The sequence below is a fragment of the Micromonospora sp. TSRI0369 genome, from assembly GCF_001905625.1.
Taxonomy (GTDB): Bacteria; Actinomycetota; Actinomycetes; order Mycobacteriales; family Micromonosporaceae; genus Micromonospora; species Micromonospora echinospora_A.
Window position 1 is genome coordinate 229,132 of sequence record NZ_LIVU01000001.1, and the last position, 15,739, is coordinate 244,870.

Annotated in this window: 13 protein-coding genes; 9 read left to right on the forward strand and 4 right to left on the reverse strand. The window is 72.8% G+C overall.

What is annotated here, in order from left to right:
- Positions 1–7: 7 nt before the first annotated feature.
- Positions 8–1,759 (forward strand): acetyl/propionyl/methylcrotonyl-CoA carboxylase subunit alpha, encoded by a 1,752-nt coding sequence (locus AMK25_RS01065; protein WP_073825110.1) that lies wholly within the window; start codon positions 8–10, stop codon positions 1,757–1,759.
- Between the two features lie 94 nt (positions 1,760–1,853).
- On the forward strand, positions 1,854–3,293 hold the full coding sequence (locus tag AMK25_RS01070) for a GuaB1 family IMP dehydrogenase-related protein (protein ID WP_073825114.1): 1,440 nt from the start codon (positions 1,854–1,856) through the stop codon (positions 3,291–3,293).
- Positions 3,294–3,305: 12 nt separating this feature from the next.
- Here AMK25_RS01070 and AMK25_RS01075 read toward each other — a convergent pair whose 3' ends face one another.
- Complete coding sequence (locus AMK25_RS01075; protein WP_073825118.1) at positions 3,306–3,845, reverse strand: TetR/AcrR family transcriptional regulator; 540 nt, start codon at positions 3,843–3,845, stop codon at positions 3,306–3,308.
- A gap of 84 nt (positions 3,846–3,929) precedes the next feature.
- Between AMK25_RS01075 and AMK25_RS01080 the strand changes: the two genes are divergently transcribed.
- Positions 3,930–4,373, forward strand: a complete 444-nt coding sequence (locus AMK25_RS01080) for a DoxX family protein (RefSeq protein ID WP_073825121.1) — start codon at positions 3,930–3,932, stop codon at positions 4,371–4,373.
- Positions 4,374–4,492: 119 nt separating this feature from the next.
- On the opposite strand, the gene AMK25_RS01085 is transcribed toward AMK25_RS01080, so the two are convergent.
- A complete protein-coding gene (locus AMK25_RS01085) occupies positions 4,493–6,109 on the reverse strand; it encodes an MFS transporter (RefSeq protein WP_073825124.1) in 1,617 nt (538 codons plus the stop codon).
- Between the two features lie 57 nt (positions 6,110–6,166).
- On the opposite strand from AMK25_RS01085, the gene AMK25_RS01090 reads away from it, so the two are divergent.
- The 4 genes from AMK25_RS01090 (at position 6,167) to AMK25_RS01105 (ending at position 11,044) form a co-directional block, all read left to right on the forward strand.
- Positions 6,167–6,682, forward strand: coding sequence for a MarR family winged helix-turn-helix transcriptional regulator (locus AMK25_RS01090; RefSeq protein ID WP_073825128.1), 516 nt, complete (start codon positions 6,167–6,169; stop codon positions 6,680–6,682).
- Between the two features lie 56 nt (positions 6,683–6,738).
- On the forward strand, positions 6,739–7,266 hold the full coding sequence (locus AMK25_RS01095) for a MarR family winged helix-turn-helix transcriptional regulator (RefSeq protein WP_073825132.1): 528 nt from the start codon (positions 6,739–6,741) through the stop codon (positions 7,264–7,266).
- A complete protein-coding gene (locus AMK25_RS01100) occupies positions 7,260–8,993 on the forward strand; it encodes an ABC transporter ATP-binding protein (RefSeq protein WP_073825136.1) in 1,734 nt (577 codons plus the stop codon). Before AMK25_RS01095 ends, AMK25_RS01100 begins: the two co-directional genes overlap by 7 nt.
- Before the next feature lie 80 nt (positions 8,994–9,073).
- Positions 9,074–11,044 (forward strand): ABC transporter ATP-binding protein, encoded by a 1,971-nt coding sequence (locus AMK25_RS01105; protein WP_241826242.1) that lies wholly within the window; start codon positions 9,074–9,076, stop codon positions 11,042–11,044.
- Between the two features lie 70 nt (positions 11,045–11,114).
- On the opposite strand, the gene thrS is transcribed toward AMK25_RS01105, so the two are convergent.
- The gene (gene thrS, locus AMK25_RS01110) at positions 11,115–12,332 is read right to left on the reverse strand and encodes a threonine--tRNA ligase (RefSeq protein ID WP_073825143.1); all 1,218 of its coding nucleotides are present in this window, start codon (positions 12,330–12,332) and stop codon (positions 11,115–11,117) included.
- 496 nt (positions 12,333–12,828) lie between these two features.
- Between thrS and AMK25_RS01115 the strand changes: the two genes are divergently transcribed.
- Together AMK25_RS01115 and AMK25_RS01120 are read left to right on the forward strand one after the other, a co-directional pair.
- A complete protein-coding gene (locus AMK25_RS01115) occupies positions 12,829–13,452 on the forward strand; it encodes a DedA family protein (protein ID WP_073827017.1) in 624 nt (207 codons plus the stop codon).
- Positions 13,453–13,548: 96 nt separating this feature from the next.
- Complete coding sequence (locus AMK25_RS01120) at positions 13,549–14,202, forward strand: DUF998 domain-containing protein (protein ID WP_073825146.1); 654 nt, start codon at positions 13,549–13,551, stop codon at positions 14,200–14,202.
- A gap of 27 nt (positions 14,203–14,229) precedes the next feature.
- On the opposite strand, the gene AMK25_RS01125 is transcribed toward AMK25_RS01120, so the two are convergent.
- Positions 14,230–15,633 (reverse strand): NAD(P)H-quinone dehydrogenase, encoded by a 1,404-nt coding sequence (locus tag AMK25_RS01125; RefSeq protein WP_073825150.1) that lies wholly within the window; start codon positions 15,631–15,633, stop codon positions 14,230–14,232.
- Between the last annotated feature and the right edge of the window lie 106 nt (positions 15,634–15,739).

Here is a 15,739-nt window from a genome sequence, read left to right on the forward strand (position 1 = left end):
CCACAAGGTGCGCAAGGTTCTCATCGCCAACCGCGGCGAGATCGCCGTCCGCGTCATCCGCGCGTGTCGCGACGCGGGGCTGGCGAGCGTCGCCGTCTACGCGGACTCCGACCGGGACGCCCTGCACGCCACGCTCGCCGACGAGGCGTACGCCCTCGGCGGCGACACCGCCGCGGACAGCTACCTGCGCATCGACAAGCTGATCGACGTGGCGGCCCGGTCCGGCGCGGACGCGGTGCACCCCGGCTACGGCTTCCTCTCCGAGAACGCCGACTTCGCCCAGGCCGTCATCGACGCCGGGCTCACCTGGATCGGCCCCACCCCGCAGGCGATCCGCGACCTCGGCGACAAGGTGACCGCCCGGCACATCGCGCAGCGGGCCGGCGCGCCGCTGGTGCCCGGCACCCCGGACCCGGTGGGCAACGCGGACGAGGTGATGGCGTTCGCCGTCGACCACGGCCTGCCGGTCGCCATCAAGGCCGCCTTCGGCGGTGGCGGGCGCGGCCTCAAGGTCGCCCGCACCATGGAGGAGATCCCGCACCTGTTCGAGTCGGCCACCCGCGAGGCGGTCGCCGCGTTCGGCCGGGGCGAGTGCTTCGTCGAGCGTTACCTCGACAAGCCGCGCCACGTCGAGGCGCAGGTGCTGGCCGACCAGCACGGCAACGTGATCGTGGTGGGCACCCGGGACTGCTCGTTGCAGCGCCGGCACCAGAAGCTGGTCGAGGAGGCGCCCGCGCCGTTCCTCACCGACGCCCAGCGCGCCCAGATCCACGACAGCGCCAAGGCCATCTGCCGCGAGGCCGGCTATCACGGCGCCGGCACCGTGGAATACCTGGTCGGCGCGGACGGAACGATCTCGTTCCTGGAAGTGAACACGCGGCTCCAGGTCGAGCACCCGGTCACCGAGGAGACCGCCGGCATCGACCTGGTACGCGAGCAGTTCCGCATCGCCGACGGCGAGAAGCTGCGCTTCACCGAGGATCCGACGCCGCGCGGGCACGCCATCGAGTTCCGGATCAACGGCGAGGACCCGGGCCGCAACTTCCTGCCCGCGCCGGGCACCGTCACCGCGCTGCGCCTGCCCTCCGGGCCGGGCGTGCGGGTGGACACCGGCATCTCGGCCGGCGACGTGATCGGCGGCAACTTCGACTCCCTGCTCGCCAAGGTGATCATCGTCGGCGAGACGCGCGCCGAGGCGCTGGAGCGGGCCCGCCGGGCGCTCGACGAGATGGTGGTCGAGGGCATGGCCACCGCGCTGCCCTTCCACCGCCTGGTGATCCGCGACGAGGCGTTCACCGCCGAGCCGTTCACCGTGCACACCCGGTGGATCGAGACCGAGTGGGACAACACCGTCCCGGCCTTCACCGCCACCCCGGGCGCCGCCGACGAGCCGGCCGAGCGCGAGACCGTGGTGGTCGAGGTGGGCGGCAAGCGGCTGGAGGTCGTCCTCCCCGCCGGGCTCGGCGGGGGTACGGCGGCAGCCGCGCCCGCCGCGAAGAAGCCGGCCCGCCGGGGCGGCGGAGGCAAGGCGGGCGCCGCGGTCAGCGGCGACACGCTCACCTCGCCGATGCAGGGCACGATCGTGAAGATCGCGGTCGCCGACGGCGACGAGGTGGCCGAGGGCGACCTGGTCGTGGTGCTGGAGGCGATGAAGATGGAGCAGCCGCTGCACGCGCACAAGGCCGGCACGGTGAGCGGGCTCGCCGCCGAGGTCGGCGCGGTGATCACGTCCGGCGCCGCGATCTGCACCATCGCCTGAGGTGTAAGGAAGGGCCCCTTCTTAACAGCGCCGGGCCGGGTGGTCTGAGCCACCACCGGAGGCGGGCACGGCCCGGGGCGGGAATGATGGCCGGGTGCGGTTCCTTCACGGCGCGGTCCCCGCGCACGACCTGACCTACAACGACGTCTTCATGGCGCCCAACCGGTCCGAGGTGGGCTCCCGGCTCGACGTCGACCTGGCCACCACCGACGGGACCGGCACCACCATCCCGCTGGTGGTGGCGAACATGACAGCCGTCGCGGGCCGGCGGATGGCCGAGACGGTGGCCCGGCGCGGCGCGGTGGCGGTGATCCCGCAGGACATCCCGATCGAGGTCGTCGCCGACGTGGTCGGCTGGGTCAAGCAGCGCCACCTGGTGCACGACACAGCGATCACGCTGGGCCCGACCGAGACCGTCGGCGACGCCATCCACCTGCTGCCGAAACGGTCGCACGGCGCGGTGGTGGTGGTCGACGCGGACAGTCGGCCGATGGGCGTGGTCACCGAGGCGGACACCGTCGGGGTGGACCGCTTCGCCCAACTCCGGCACGTGATGTCGACCGAGCTGCACACCGTCCCGGCGGACGCGGACCCGCGTACCGGATTCGACCGGCTGTCGGCGGGCCGGCGGCGGATCGCGCCGGTGGTGGACGCGCAGGGCCGCCTGGTCGGGGTGCTGACCCGGCAGGGCGCGTTGCGCGCCACGCTGTACAAGCCGGCCACCGACGACCGGGGGCGGCTGCGCGTCGCCGCCGCCGTGGGCATCAACGGCGACGTCACCGGCAAGGCCGCCGCGCTGCTGGAGGCCGGGGTGGACACGCTCGTCGTGGACACCGCGCACGGGCACCAGGAGCGGATGCTCCAGGCGCTGCGGGCGGTCCGCCGGCTGGATCCGCCGGTTCCGGTGGCGGCCGGCAACGTGGTCACCGCCGATGGCGTACGTGACCTGGTCGACGCCGGGGCGGACATCATCAAGGTGGGCGTCGGGCCGGGCGCGATGTGCACCACCCGGATGATGACCGGCGTGGGCCGTCCACAGTTCTCCGCGGTGCTCGACTGCGCGGCGGCGGCCCGCTCGCTGGGCCGGCACGTGTGGGCCGACGGCGGCGTACGCCACCCGCGGGACGTGGCGCTGGCGCTCGCCGCGGGCGCGTCGAACGTGATGATCGGCTCCTGGTTCGCCGGCACCTACGAGTCCCCCGGCGACCTGTACACCGACGCCGACGGGCGGCGCTACAAGGAGAGCTTCGGCATGGCGTCCTCGCGTGCGGTGAGCGCCCGTACGGCCGAGGACAGCGCGTTCGACAGGGCCCGGAAGGCGATCTTCGAGGAGGGCATCTCGTCGGCCCGGATGTACCTGGACCCGAGCCGGCCCGGCGTGGAGGACCTGATCGACGAGATCATCTCCGGGGTGCGCAGCGCGTTCACGTACGCGGGCGCGCGCAGCCTGGAGGAGTTCCACGAGCGGGCGCTCGTCGGCGTGCAGAGCGCCGCCGGCTACACCGAGGGGATGCCGCTGCCGACGAGCTGGTGACGCCCGGCCGGCTCAGTGGAACAACCGCCTGATCACGGTACGGGCGGCGGCCTCCGGGTCGTCGCCCACCTGGGGCGGCAGCGCGCCGGAGAGCCAGAGCGTGGCGAAGCCGTGCACGATCGACCAGGCGGCGAGCGCGTCGGCGTCCGGCTCCCGCCCGGTGTGCCGGGCCACGCCGCCGCGCAGCAGTTCGCCCGACCGCGCCCGGGCGGCGATCAGCTCCGGGTCGTCGGGCCGGTACAGCTCGGGCCGGAACATGACGTCGAAGTGCGCCCGGTGTCGTACCGCGAACCCGACGTAGGCCACGCCGGTGTCGAGCAGGTCGTCGCCGGCCTGCCGGAGCGCGTCGGCGAGCAGGTCGAAGCCCTCGGTGGCGAGCGCGGTGAGCAGCCCGGCCTTGTCCCCGAAGTGGTGTGCGGGCGCGGCGTGCGAGACCCCGGCGCGGCGGGCCAGCTCACGCAGGCTCAGCGCGGCCGGCCCGGTCTCGGCGATCGCCTCCGCCGCGGTGCTCAGCAGGACGCGGCGGAGGTCGCCGTGGTGGTACGAGGCCATGCCGTCACCCTAACTTGTCATTGACAAGATGACACCCGTCGCGCAATCTTGTCACCGACAAGATGCTCGTCGGAGGGATCGACAATGGCACCCCTGATCGCACTCCTCGCCGGCACCGCGCTGGCCCGCGTCGCCGGCCTGCTCGGCGTGGACGCCCTGGACGGATGGCACCCCGCGCTGCGGGTCGGGCTGGCGCTGATGTTCGTGCTGACCGGCGTGGCCCACTTCGCGTCCCGGCGCACGGACCTGATCGCGATGGTCCCGCCGTCGCTGCCCCGGCCCGACCTGCTGGTCACCGTGACTGGCGTGCTGGAACTGGCGGGCGCGCTCGCCCTGCTGTTCCCGGCCACCGCGCGTCCGGCGGCGGCCGGGCTGGCGTTGCTGATGCTCGCCATGTTCCCGGCGAACGTGTCTGCCGCGCGCCGCCGCCTCACGCTCGCCGGCCGCCCGGTGACCCCGCTGGGCGTCCGTACCGTGCTCCAGGTCGTCTTCGTGGTCGCCGCGCTGACGGTCGCGTTCGGCGGATGAACGCCGCGCCAGGCCGGCGGCGCCCCTCCCGCGTGAGCCGCACGCCGGGTCGGCGGCGCCCCTCACAGGCTCGGGCCGGCGGCGGCCCCCGCAGGTGAGCCGCCGCCCGGCCGGAGCGCTCAGGCCCGGGCCGGCTCCGCCTCGGTACGCGGCGTGGCGTCCCCGGGCCGCACCGAAGGCAGGCGAAGGCAGGCGACCAGGCCGATCAGCAGGAACCCGGCTCCGGCGAACGCCGCGTACCGGGTGGCGTCGGAGAACGCCGCCTTCGCCTCCTCGGCGATCGGCGCGGTACGCGGGTCCGCCTCCAGCCCGCCGATAGCCGCGCCCGCGCTCTCCTTGACCGCGCTCACCACCTGGTCCCGCTGGGCCGGGTCGAGTCCGGGCTGGTCGGCCAGGCGGTCGCCGAGCAGTCCGCCGAGGCCGGCGAAGAGCACGGTGCCGAGCACGGCGATGCCGAGCGCGGAGCCGACCTGCCGGGCGGTGCTCTGCAGGCCCGAGCCCTGGCCGCTGCGGCGTACCGGCACCTCGGACAGGGAGACGCCGGTGAGCTGGGCGGTGGCCAGGCCGACGCCGACGCCGTACACGAACAGGAAGCCCACCGGCGCCCACCAGCTGGTGTCCGGCGCGACCACGAACCCGAGCCCGGCCACGCCGACCAGCTCGGCGGCGACACCGAGCTGGACCACCCGGGCCGCGCCCCAGCGCTGGGTGAGCGGCGCGCCGAGGCCGCTGGCCAGGAAGCTGCCGACGGCGAGCGGCAGCAGCGCCAGGCCGGTCCGGAAGGCGCTGTAGCCGAGCACGTTCTGGAACCACAGCGGCAGCGCGAACAGCAGGCCGAACTCACCCAGGCTGACGATCCCGGCGGCCAGGATGCCGTTGCGGAACGAGCCGATGCCGAACAGCGACAGGTCGAGCAGCGCCGGCCGGCCGGCCCGGTTGCGGCGTACCTGCTGGGTCAGGAAGAGCCCGAGCGCGGCGAGCCCCAGGAGCGCGGCCACCGGCACCGGCGAGATCGACGCGGTCCAGTCCAGCCCGAACAGGCTGAACGGCCGCTCCCGCTCCCACCAGCCGTAGGTGCGGCCCTCGATCAGCGCGAAGACCACGCCGGTCATGCCGATCACGGAGAGCAGCGCGCCGGGCAGGTCCAGGCCGCGCTCGGCCCGGTCGTCGCGGGACTCGCCCACGAGCACCAGCGTCGCCACGATCACGGCGAGGCTGACCGGGACGTTGATGCCGAAGGCCCACCGCCAGGAGTACGTGGTGGTGAGCCAGCCGCCGAGCAGGGGCCCGAGCGCCGCCGCGCCGCCGATGGTGGAGCCCCAGACGGCGAACGCGATGCCCTTCTCCCGGCCGGTGAAGTTGGCGTTGAGCAGGGAGAGCGAGGTGGGCAGCATCATCGCTCCGCCCACGCCCTGGAGCACCCGGGCGGCGATGAGCGTCTCGCCGGAGCCGGCGAGCGCCGCGAGCACGCTCGCGGCCACGAAGACGGTGACGCCGACCAGGAACATCCGCCGCCGCCCGGACCGGTCGGCGAAGCGGCCGGCGACCAGCAGCAACGCGGCGAAGACCAGGGTGTACGCCTCCTGCACCCACTGCGCGTCGGTGGAGGTGATGTCCAGGTCGCGGATGATCTGCGGCACCGCGACGTTCACGATGGTGGCGTCCACGATGATCATCGCGACGCCGAGGCTGATGGCGAGCAGCCCGAACCAGCGTCCCCGTCCGTCGCTGCGCATGTGCGGCCCCCTCTGTTAGCTAGATTCTCTAGCTACCCGGGCTGCTAGCTTTATCCCATGGAGGGGGTGCCGTCAACCGGGGAGATCGCGCCGGCCGCGCCGCCCAGCAGCGAGGCCTCCCGAGCGCTGCGCGACGTGCTGCGGATCGCCGGTGACACCCGGGCCGCGCTGGCCCGCCGCCTGGGCCTCAACCCGACCGACGCCGCGGCCATCGACCACCTGGTCTCCAGCCCGGAGCCGCTGGGCCCAGTCGAGCTGGGCAACCGGCTCGGCATCCGGTCGGCCTCGGCGACCACGCTCGTGGACCGGCTCGTGCAGGCCGGTCACGTCGCCCGGACCCCGCACCCGTACGACAGGCGGCGGCTCAGCCTCCAGGTGACCGAGAGCGCCGTCGACGAGGTGCTGGAGGCGCTGCGCCCGCTGCTCGTCGGCGTCGACCGGGCGGTCTCCCGGCTCACCCCCGAGCAGGCCGAGGCCACCGCGGCATTCCTGCGCGAGGTCACCGACGTGATGCGGGACTACGTCGCCACCGCGCCGGACGAGCCGTCCCGGGCGCGCCCCGAACGTGGCTGAGGAGCTTCTCAGAAATTAGTTTGGGCCCTGATGATTCGGGGGCTAATCTGACAGCCGTGAATCCTGGGCCCCTCGTACGCTTTCCCGACGCGCTGCACCACGCGCCGCTCGGCCGGCTGGTCTCGATCGCCGGTCACGTCGTCGAGCAGCACTGGGGGCGCTACCTGGCCGAGCACCACGGGCTCACGTCCGCCGGCATGCGGGTCCTGATGATCCTCCTCCGCTCCGGCGACGCGAGCCACCGGGAAATGGCCGAGCTGTGCTTCGTCCGGCCCGCCACGCTCACCGGCATCGTGGACACCCTCGAACGCGACGGCTTCGTCAGCAGACGCCGCGCGCCCGAGGACCGCCGCACCGTCCGGCTCGCCCTGACCGACAAGGGCGGCGAGCACGCCCGCGCCATCATCGACATGATCCACAGCGATCGGCCACTGACGTCGGTCGACGCCGACCCGGACAAACGGGCGGTGATCCGCGAGTTCCTGATCGAAATCATCACCGGCATGTCCGACGGGGACCTCCGTCGGTTGAACCGGGACAGCGAGTCCGACACCGAGCCGCCAACGGGGAGCCATCCGTGTTGATCCGCCTGCTCCGCACACACCTGCGCCCGTACCGACGATGGCTGGTCGCCGTGGTGGCGTTCCAGTTCGTCGGCACCATCGCCTCGCTCTACCTGCCCAGCCTGAACGCCGACATCATCGACCGCGGCGTCGCCGTCGGCGACACCGACCAGATCCTGCGTACGGGCGGCTGGATGCTGCTGGTCAGCCTGCTCCAGATCGCCTGCTCGATCGCCGCCGTCTACTTCGGGGCGAAGACCGCGATGGGCTTCGGCCGCGACGTACGCGGTTCCATCTTCCGGCGGGTGAACAGCTTCTCCGCCCGCGAGGTGGCCCGTTTCGGCGCGCCGTCCCTGATCACCCGCAACACCAACGACGTCCAGCAGGTGCAGATGCTGGTGCTGCTGAGCTGCACCATGCTGGTCGCCGCGCCGATCATGAGCGTCGGCGGCGTGGTGATGGCGCTGCGCGAGGACGTCGGGCTCTCCTGGCTGATGCTGGTCTGCGTACCGGTGCTCGCAGTCGCGCTGGGCCTGATCATCCGCCGGATGGTGCCGGGCTTCCGGCTCATGCAGACCCGGATCGACACCGTCAACCGGGTGCTGCGCGAGCAGATCACCGGCATCCGGGTGGTCCGGGCCTTCGTCCGCGAGCCGTACGAGACCGACCGCTTCCAGGCGGCGAACACCGACCTGACCGCCACCGCCCTGCGGATCGGGCGGCTCCAGGCGCTGATCTTCCCGATCGTGATGCTGGTCCTGAACGTCTCCAGCGTCGCGGTGCTCTGGTTCGGCGCGGCGCGTGTCGACTCCGGTCAGATCCAGGTCGGCGCGCTGACCGCGTTCCTGCAGTACCTGATGCAGATCCTGATGGCGGTCATGATGGCCACCTTCATGCTGATGATGGTCCCCCGGGCCGCCGTCTGCGCCGAGCGCATCGAGGAGGTGCTGGACACCGACTCGTCGGTGGTGCCGGCGCCCGACCCGGTCACCGAGGTCACCGGCCACGGCGAGCTGGAGCTGCGCGGCGCCGGATTCCAGTACCCGGGCGCGAGCGCGCCGGTCCTGCACGACATCTCGTTCCGCGCCGAACCGGGCCGGACCACTGCGATCATCGGCTCCACCGGTGCCGGCAAGACCACGCTGCTGACGCTGATCCCCCGCCTGGTCGACCCCACCGCCGGCGCGGTCCTGGTCGACGGCGTGGACGTCCGGGAACTCGCCCCGGATGAGCTGTGGCGGCGGATCGGGCTGGTGCCCCAGCGGCCGTACCTGTTCAGCGGCACCGTCGCCAGCAACCTGCGCTACGGCAACCCCGACGCCACCGACGCCGACCTGTGGGCCGCCCTGGAGATCGCCCAGGCGCGCGACTTCGTCGCCGACATGGCGGGCGGGCTGGACGCGCCGATCGCGCAGGGCGGCACGAACGTCTCCGGTGGCCAGCGGCAACGGCTGGCGATCGCCCGCGCGCTCGTCCGCAAACCGGAGATCTATCTCTTCGACGACTCCTTCTCCGCGCTCGACCTCGGCACGGACGCCCGGCTGCGGGCCGCCCTCAAGCCGGTCACCGCGGACGCGGCGGTGGTGATCGTGGCCCAGCGGGTCTCCACGATCGTCGACGCCGACCAGATCATCGTGCTCGAGGACGGGGGTGTCGTCGGGATGGGACGACACGAGGAACTGCTGGAGAGTTGTCCCACGTACGCCGAGATCGTGGCGTCGCAGCAGACGGCGGAGGTGGCCGCGTGACGTCGTCGGTTCCGCAGCAGAAGAACGAACCCACACGACTGCCTCCGGCCGGACGCCGGCCCGCCGGTGGACCGCCGCACATGAACATGGGCATGCCGGCCGAGAAGGCGATGAACTTCGGGCCGTCGGCGCGCCGTCTGCTGGGGCGGCTGCGACCGTACCGGCTCCAGCTCACCGGCGTGCTCGCGCTGGCCCTGGGCAGCGTCGGGCTCAGCGTCGTCGGGCCGAAGGTGCTCGGCCACGCCACCGACATCATCTTCAGCGGGGTGATCGGCCGTCAGCTGCCGGCCGGCACCACTACCGAGGCGGCGGCGGAGGCGGCCCGCGCCGAGGGCAACGGCAACTTCGCCGACATGCTGGCCCGGATGGACGTGATCCCCGGCACCGGGATCGACTTCGCCGCGCTGGGCCGGGTGCTGGCGTTCGCGGTGGTGCTCTACGTCGGCGCGAGCATCCTGCAGTGGGCACAGGGCTGGGTGCTCAACGGGGTCGTGCAGCGCACAGTGCTGAAGCTGCGCGCCGACGTGGAGGACAAGCTCAACCGGCTGCCGCTGCCGTACTTCGACAAGCAGCCCCGGGGTGAGCTGCTGAGCCGGGTCACGAACGACATCGACAACGTGTCGCAGACGCTGCAGCAGACGCTGAGCCAGTTGCTCACGTCGCTGCTCACCGTCGTCGGCGTACTCGGGATGATGTTCTGGATCTCGCCGTTGCTGGCGCTGGTCGCGCTGGTCGCGGTGCCGCTGTCGGTGGTGGTAACCAGCCAGATCGCGAAGCGGTCGCAGGGCAAGTTCATCGCGCAGTGGAAGCACACCGGCGAGCTGAACGGCCAGATCGAGGAGGCGTACACCGGGCACGAGCTGGTCAAGGTCTTCGGCCGGCAGAAGGAGGTCGAGGCCGCCTTCCACGCCAAGAACGAGGAACTGTTCCGGGCCAGCTTCGGCGCGCAGTTCGTCTCCGGGATCATCATGCCGGCGATGTTCTTCATCGGGAACCTCAGCTACGTCGCGATCGCGGTGGTCGGCGGCCTGCGGGTGGCGTCCGGCTCGATGAGCCTCGGTGACGTGCAGGCGTTCATCCAGTACTCGCGGCAGTTCACCCAGCCGCTCACCCAGGTCGCCTCGATGGCCAACCTGCTGCAGTCCGGCGTGGCCTCGGCCGAGCGGGTCTTCGCGGTACTCGACGCCGACGAGCAGAGCCCCGACCCGGCGGAGCCGGCGCGGATCGCCGACCCGCACGGGCGGGTCGAGTTCGAGCACGTCTCCTTCCGGTACGACCCGGAGAAGCCGCTCATCGACGACCTGTCGCTGGTCGCCGAACCAGGTCACACGGTGGCCATCGTCGGTCCCACCGGCGCGGGCAAGACCACGCTGGTCAACCTGGTCATGCGGTTCTACGAGCTGGACGCCGGCCGGATCACGCTGGACGGGGTGGACATCTCCACGATGCGCCGCGACGACCTGCGCGGCCGGATCGGCATGGTCCTCCAGGACACCTGGCTGTTCGGCGGCACCATCCGGGACAACATCGCCTACGGGCGTCCGGACGCCACCGAGGAGGAGATCCTCGCCGCCGCCCGGGCCACGTTCGTCGACCGGTTCGTCCGCAGCCTGCCCGACGGCTACGACACCGTGATCGACGAGGAGGGCAGCAACGTCAGCGCCGGGGAGAAGCAGCTCATCACCATCGCCCGCGCGTTCCTGGCCGAGCCGGCGCTGCTGATCCTGGACGAGGCGACCAGCTCGGTGGACACCCGCACCGAGGTGCTGCTCCAGCGCGCCATGGCGGCGCTGCGCTCGGACCGGACGAGCTTCGTCATCGCGCACCGGCTCTCCACCATCCGCGACGCCGACCTGATCCTGATGATGGAGCAGGGCCGGATCGTGGAGCAGGGCACCCACGACCAGCTCGTCGCCGCCGGTGGCGCGTACGCCCGGCTCTACCGGGCGCAGTTCACCGGCGCGGTGATCACCGACGAGGTCCCGGCGCCGGCACCGGCCGGCCCGCCGAACGGAATGCGTGCCGGCGCCGGCACGCCGGTCGGGAACTGACGTGGAGCCGGCCACCGGCCCGACACCGGCCGCCGCCCGGGTGCCTTCCCGGCACCCGGGCGGGCCGGAGTCAGCCGGGCGGGAGCAGCCCGCCCGACCGGCTCGCGACCACCGCGCCGATCAGGCCCAGCGCCTGCGCGGCGGGCATCGGATCGAGCACCCGCCCGCCGCGCAGACGCAGCGAGACCGACCCGTCGGCCGCCTCCCGGGGGCCGAGGACCCCGGTGTACGGGATGCGCCTGCGGGCCGCGTCGCGGATGCGGGCGCCGAGCGAACCGGCGTGCTGCACCTCGGCCCGCAGCCCGGCCGCCTCGGCACGGCGGGCCAGCCCGGTGGCAGCGTCGGCCTGCGCCGCGTCGACCGGGAGCAGCAGCACCTGCACCGGGGCGTACCAGGCGGGGAACGCGCCCTGGTGCACCTCGATCAGGTACGCGAACAGCCGCTCCATGCTGCCCACCAGGCTGCGGTGCACCATCACCGGCCGTTTCCGGCGTCCGTCCGAGTCGGTGTACGACAGGTCGAACCGTTCCGGCTTGTCGAAGTCGAGCTGCACGGTGGAGATGGTCGACTCCCGGCCGGCCGCGTCCACGATCTGAATGTCGATCTTCGGGCCGTAGAACGCGGCCTCACCCGGCGCCTCGACGACGCCCACCCCGTCGAGTGCCGCGCGCAGCAGGTCCTCGGCCCGCGCCCAGCTCGCGTCGTCGCCCACGTACCGCTGGCCCGGCCCACGCAGCGACAGCCGCAACCCGGCGGGACGGACGCCGAGCGCGGCGTGCGCCTCGCCGATCAGCCGCAGGATCTCGCGGACCTCGTCGCCGACCTGATCCAGGGCGCAGAAGTTGTGCGCGTCGTTGAGCGAGATGGCACGCACCCGGGACAGCCCGCCGAGCACCCCGGAACGCTCCGCGCGGTACATCCCGCCCAGCTCGGCGACGCGCAGCGGCAGCTCCCGGTAGGAGCGCCCGCGGGCCCCGAACACCAGCGCGTGGTGCGGGCACAGCGCCGGGCGCAGCACGAACTCGTCGTCGGCGCTCAGCCGCATCGGCGGGAACATGTCGTCGGCGAAGTAGCCCAGGTGGCCGGACAGCTCGAACAGCTCCCGTTTGCCGAGCGGCGGGGAGTAGACGTGCCGGTAGCCGGCCCGGCGCTCCAGCTCCCGCACGTACTCCTCGACGGCATGCCGGGCGGCGGCGCCGTCCGGCAGCCAGATCGGCAGCCCGGCGCCCGCGAGCGGGTCGGAGACGAACAGCTCCAGGTCCCGGCCGAGCCTGCGGTGGTCGATCATGTCGCTCTCCTTGATCGGGTACGACCCGGAGGCGAGCAGGCCCGGAACGCCGCGAGGCCCCGGAGCGGATCGCCCCGGGGCCTCGTCGACAGAAACGTCAGTGCGGCGCGCCGGGAACACCCGGCGTCGTGGTCACTACCGCGCTGCGCATGCCCCGAACGTAGACGCGCGGACGCCACCGGCGCACCTGGATTTCGGAGAGAGGGTGCGGGTCGCCGACACGGGACCTGTCGGCGACCCGCCGCGGCCTGGGCATCGGGAACGGGGGACCCGACGGCTCCGGTGCCGCGTCCCGCCAACGGTACGCCGCGATCCGTCGATCCGCCGCCCCGTCGCGGGGCCTCGCCCACCCGTAACCTCCGGCCGGGTCGGCTCGTTTCACACCTACGGCCCGTCGGTGTCGCCTGTCACCGCCAGGTGGGGCCGGTGGTGGTGACGCCGGACACGGCGTCAGGCTCGGTCCGGTCGAACGGAGAACTCCGGCGAGGTGGCGGTCGTGGCCGAACTCATCTCTGACGTCGCGTCGCCCATGTGGGCGTACGCGCTGCTGCTGACCCTGCTGATCGCCGATGCCTTCGTTCCGGTGGTGCCGACCCAGCTCGTCATGATCACCAGTGGGGCGCTGACCGTCTACGGCGGGCTCAGCCTGCCGGCCACCATCGCGGTCGGCGCGGCCGGCGTCTTCATCGGCGACCTGGCCTGCTACCTGATCGGCCGCACCACGCCGACGCGCCGGGCGGCGCGTGCCACGCCACGCGGGCGGGCGCGCCGGGCCGTCACCCGGGTCACCCGCGGGCTGCGCGAGCCCGGGCCGCTGGTGATCCTGCTCTGCCGGTTCGTGCCCGGCGGCCGGATGGCGGCCTGCTTCTCGGCCGGCCGCAGCCGCTACCCGTACCGCCTGTTCCTGCCCTACGAGGCGGCGGCGGCGCTCGCCTGGTCCAGTTACGGCGCGCTCGTCGGCCACCTGGGCGGTACGGCGCTGACCCACTCGGCGTGGCGGCTGCTGCTGATCGGTGGCGTGGCGGCGGCCGGGTTCGCGCTGGCCGGGTGGGCGATGACCTGGATCAGCAGCGCCCGGCAGACCCGCGCCGAGGCCACCGCCGAGTCGACCGGCAGCTGACGAGGTTCTCCGGGTAGCGGTAGGGGACGACCCGGGGACCGAAGTGGGTGGTGGTCCCGGATCCGTCTGGGGCGGTTCCGGCGACAGGCTGGCCGTATGCCTGGAACGCGGAGAAGCGGCCTGCTGGCCCTCGGCGGGATCGTCCTGGCGGCGGTGCTCGCGGTGATGGGTCACGTCGGGGTGAGCGACGATCTGGATCCCTGGTCGCTGACCGTCAGCGACTTCGCCGTCTCCGATCGGGGCGGCGTCATCGACACCGCGATGGCGGTGCTCGCGGCGGCCAGTGTCGTGCTGCTGCCGGCGCTGCGCCGGGCCGGTGCGGGCCTGGTCCCGCTCGCGCTGCTCACCGCCTGGTCGGCCGGGTTGCTGGCCGCGGCGGTGGTTCCCACGAATGAGCCGGGTACGCCGATGGACACCGCCGCGTACGTGCACCGGTACGCCTCGGTGCTGTCGTTCCTGGCCATGCCGGTCGCCGGCTGGCTGCTGGCCCGCCACCCGGTCGCCGGAGCCGCCGCCTGGCTACGCGGCCTGACCGCAGCCAGCCTGGTGCTGGCGGCCGCGATGATCTGGTCCGCCTACCCCGGCGACCGAGCCCTGCTCGGCCTGATCGAGCGCGTGCTCATCCTCACCGAGACAGCCCTGCTGACAACCCTGGCCCTGCACCTCACCCTGACCAGAGTCGTCGATCATGCAGTTGTGACCCCGCACAGACCGGGTATTCCGGTCGGATCGGGGGCCGCAACTCCATGATCGACGAGAGGAAGGGCGGGGACGGGACTACTCCAGCTCGTGGAGCATGAGCTGGCGGGCGGCCTCGGTGATGGAGCCGGACAGGCTCGGGTAGATGGTGATGGTGTGGGCCAGCTCGTTCACCGTCAGGTTGTTCTCCACCGCCATCGTGATCGGCAGGATCAGCTCGCTGGCCTTCGGCGCCACCACCACGCCGCCGATCACCTGGCCGCTCGCGGGCCGGCAGAACAGCTTGACGAAGCCGTCGGCCAAGTCGTCCATCTTCGCCCGCGCGTTGCCGGACAGCGGCAGCATCACCTGGCGGGCCGGGGTCTTGCCGGCGTCCACCTCGTCCTGGGAGACGCCGACAGTCGCTAGCTCCGGGTCGGTGAAGACGTTCGCCGCGACGGTACGCAGCCGCAGCGGCCGGACCGCCTCGCCCAGCGTGTGCCACATGGCGATCCGGCCCTGCATGGCCGCGACGCTGGCCAGCGGCAGCACGCCGGTGCAGTCCCCCGCCGCGTAGATGCCCGGCACGTTGGTACGGGAGACCCGGTCCACGGTCACGTAACCGCCCCGGGCCAGCTCCACGCCGTACTCGGCCAGGCCCAGGTCGGCGGTGTTCGGGATCGAGCCGACCGCGATCAGCGCGTGCGAGCCGGTGACCTGACGGCCGTCGGAGAGCAGCACCTCCACCCCGTCGCCGACGCGGCGGACCGCCTCGGCGCGGGAGTTGTTCAGGATGCTCATGCCCCGGTTGCGGAACACCCGCTCGATCGCCATGGCGGCGTCGGCGTCCTCGTGCGGCATGACCCGGTCCCGGCTGGAGACCAGCGTGACCTTGACGCCCATGGCCAGGTACGCGCTGGCGAACTCGGCGCCGGTGACGCCGGAACCGACCACGATCAGGTGCTCGGGCAGGGCGGGCAGGTCGTACACCTGACGCCAGGTCAGGATGCGCTCGCCGTCCGGTACGGCGGTGGGCAACTGGCGGGGGGTCGCGCCGGTCGCGACGAGCACCGTCGACGCGGCGATCGAGTACTCCTCGCCGCCGCCGGCCGGGGTGACGATCACCCGGTGGGTGTGGCCGAGCGTGTCCTCGCCCAGCCGGGCGGTGCCGGCCACGAACTCGACGCCGGCCTTGACCAGCTTGGTGTGGATGTCGGCGGACTGCGCCAGGGCGAGCCGCTTGACCCGCTCGTGCACCGCCCGCGCGTCGACGGTGACCGCCTCCAGGCCGTCGGAGTGCACGCCGAACTCCTCGGTGTCCCGGTAACCGGTGACCACCTCCGAGCTGGCGATGAACGTCTTGGAGGGCACGCAGTCGGAGAGCACGCAGGCGCCGCCGGCCCCCTCCGCCTCGACCACCGTGACCTCGGCGTCCAACTGCGCGGCGACCAGGGCCGCCTCGTACCCGGCCGGCCCGCCGCCGATGATCACGATCTGGCTCACAGCAGTTGCCCCTCGTCTGTGCTCACAGTGACTTTCTTCTCCCCGTCGGGTTCGACACGCACTGTCGTATTCTCCCCCACCCGCCAGCCGGGCTATCGTCGTCGCC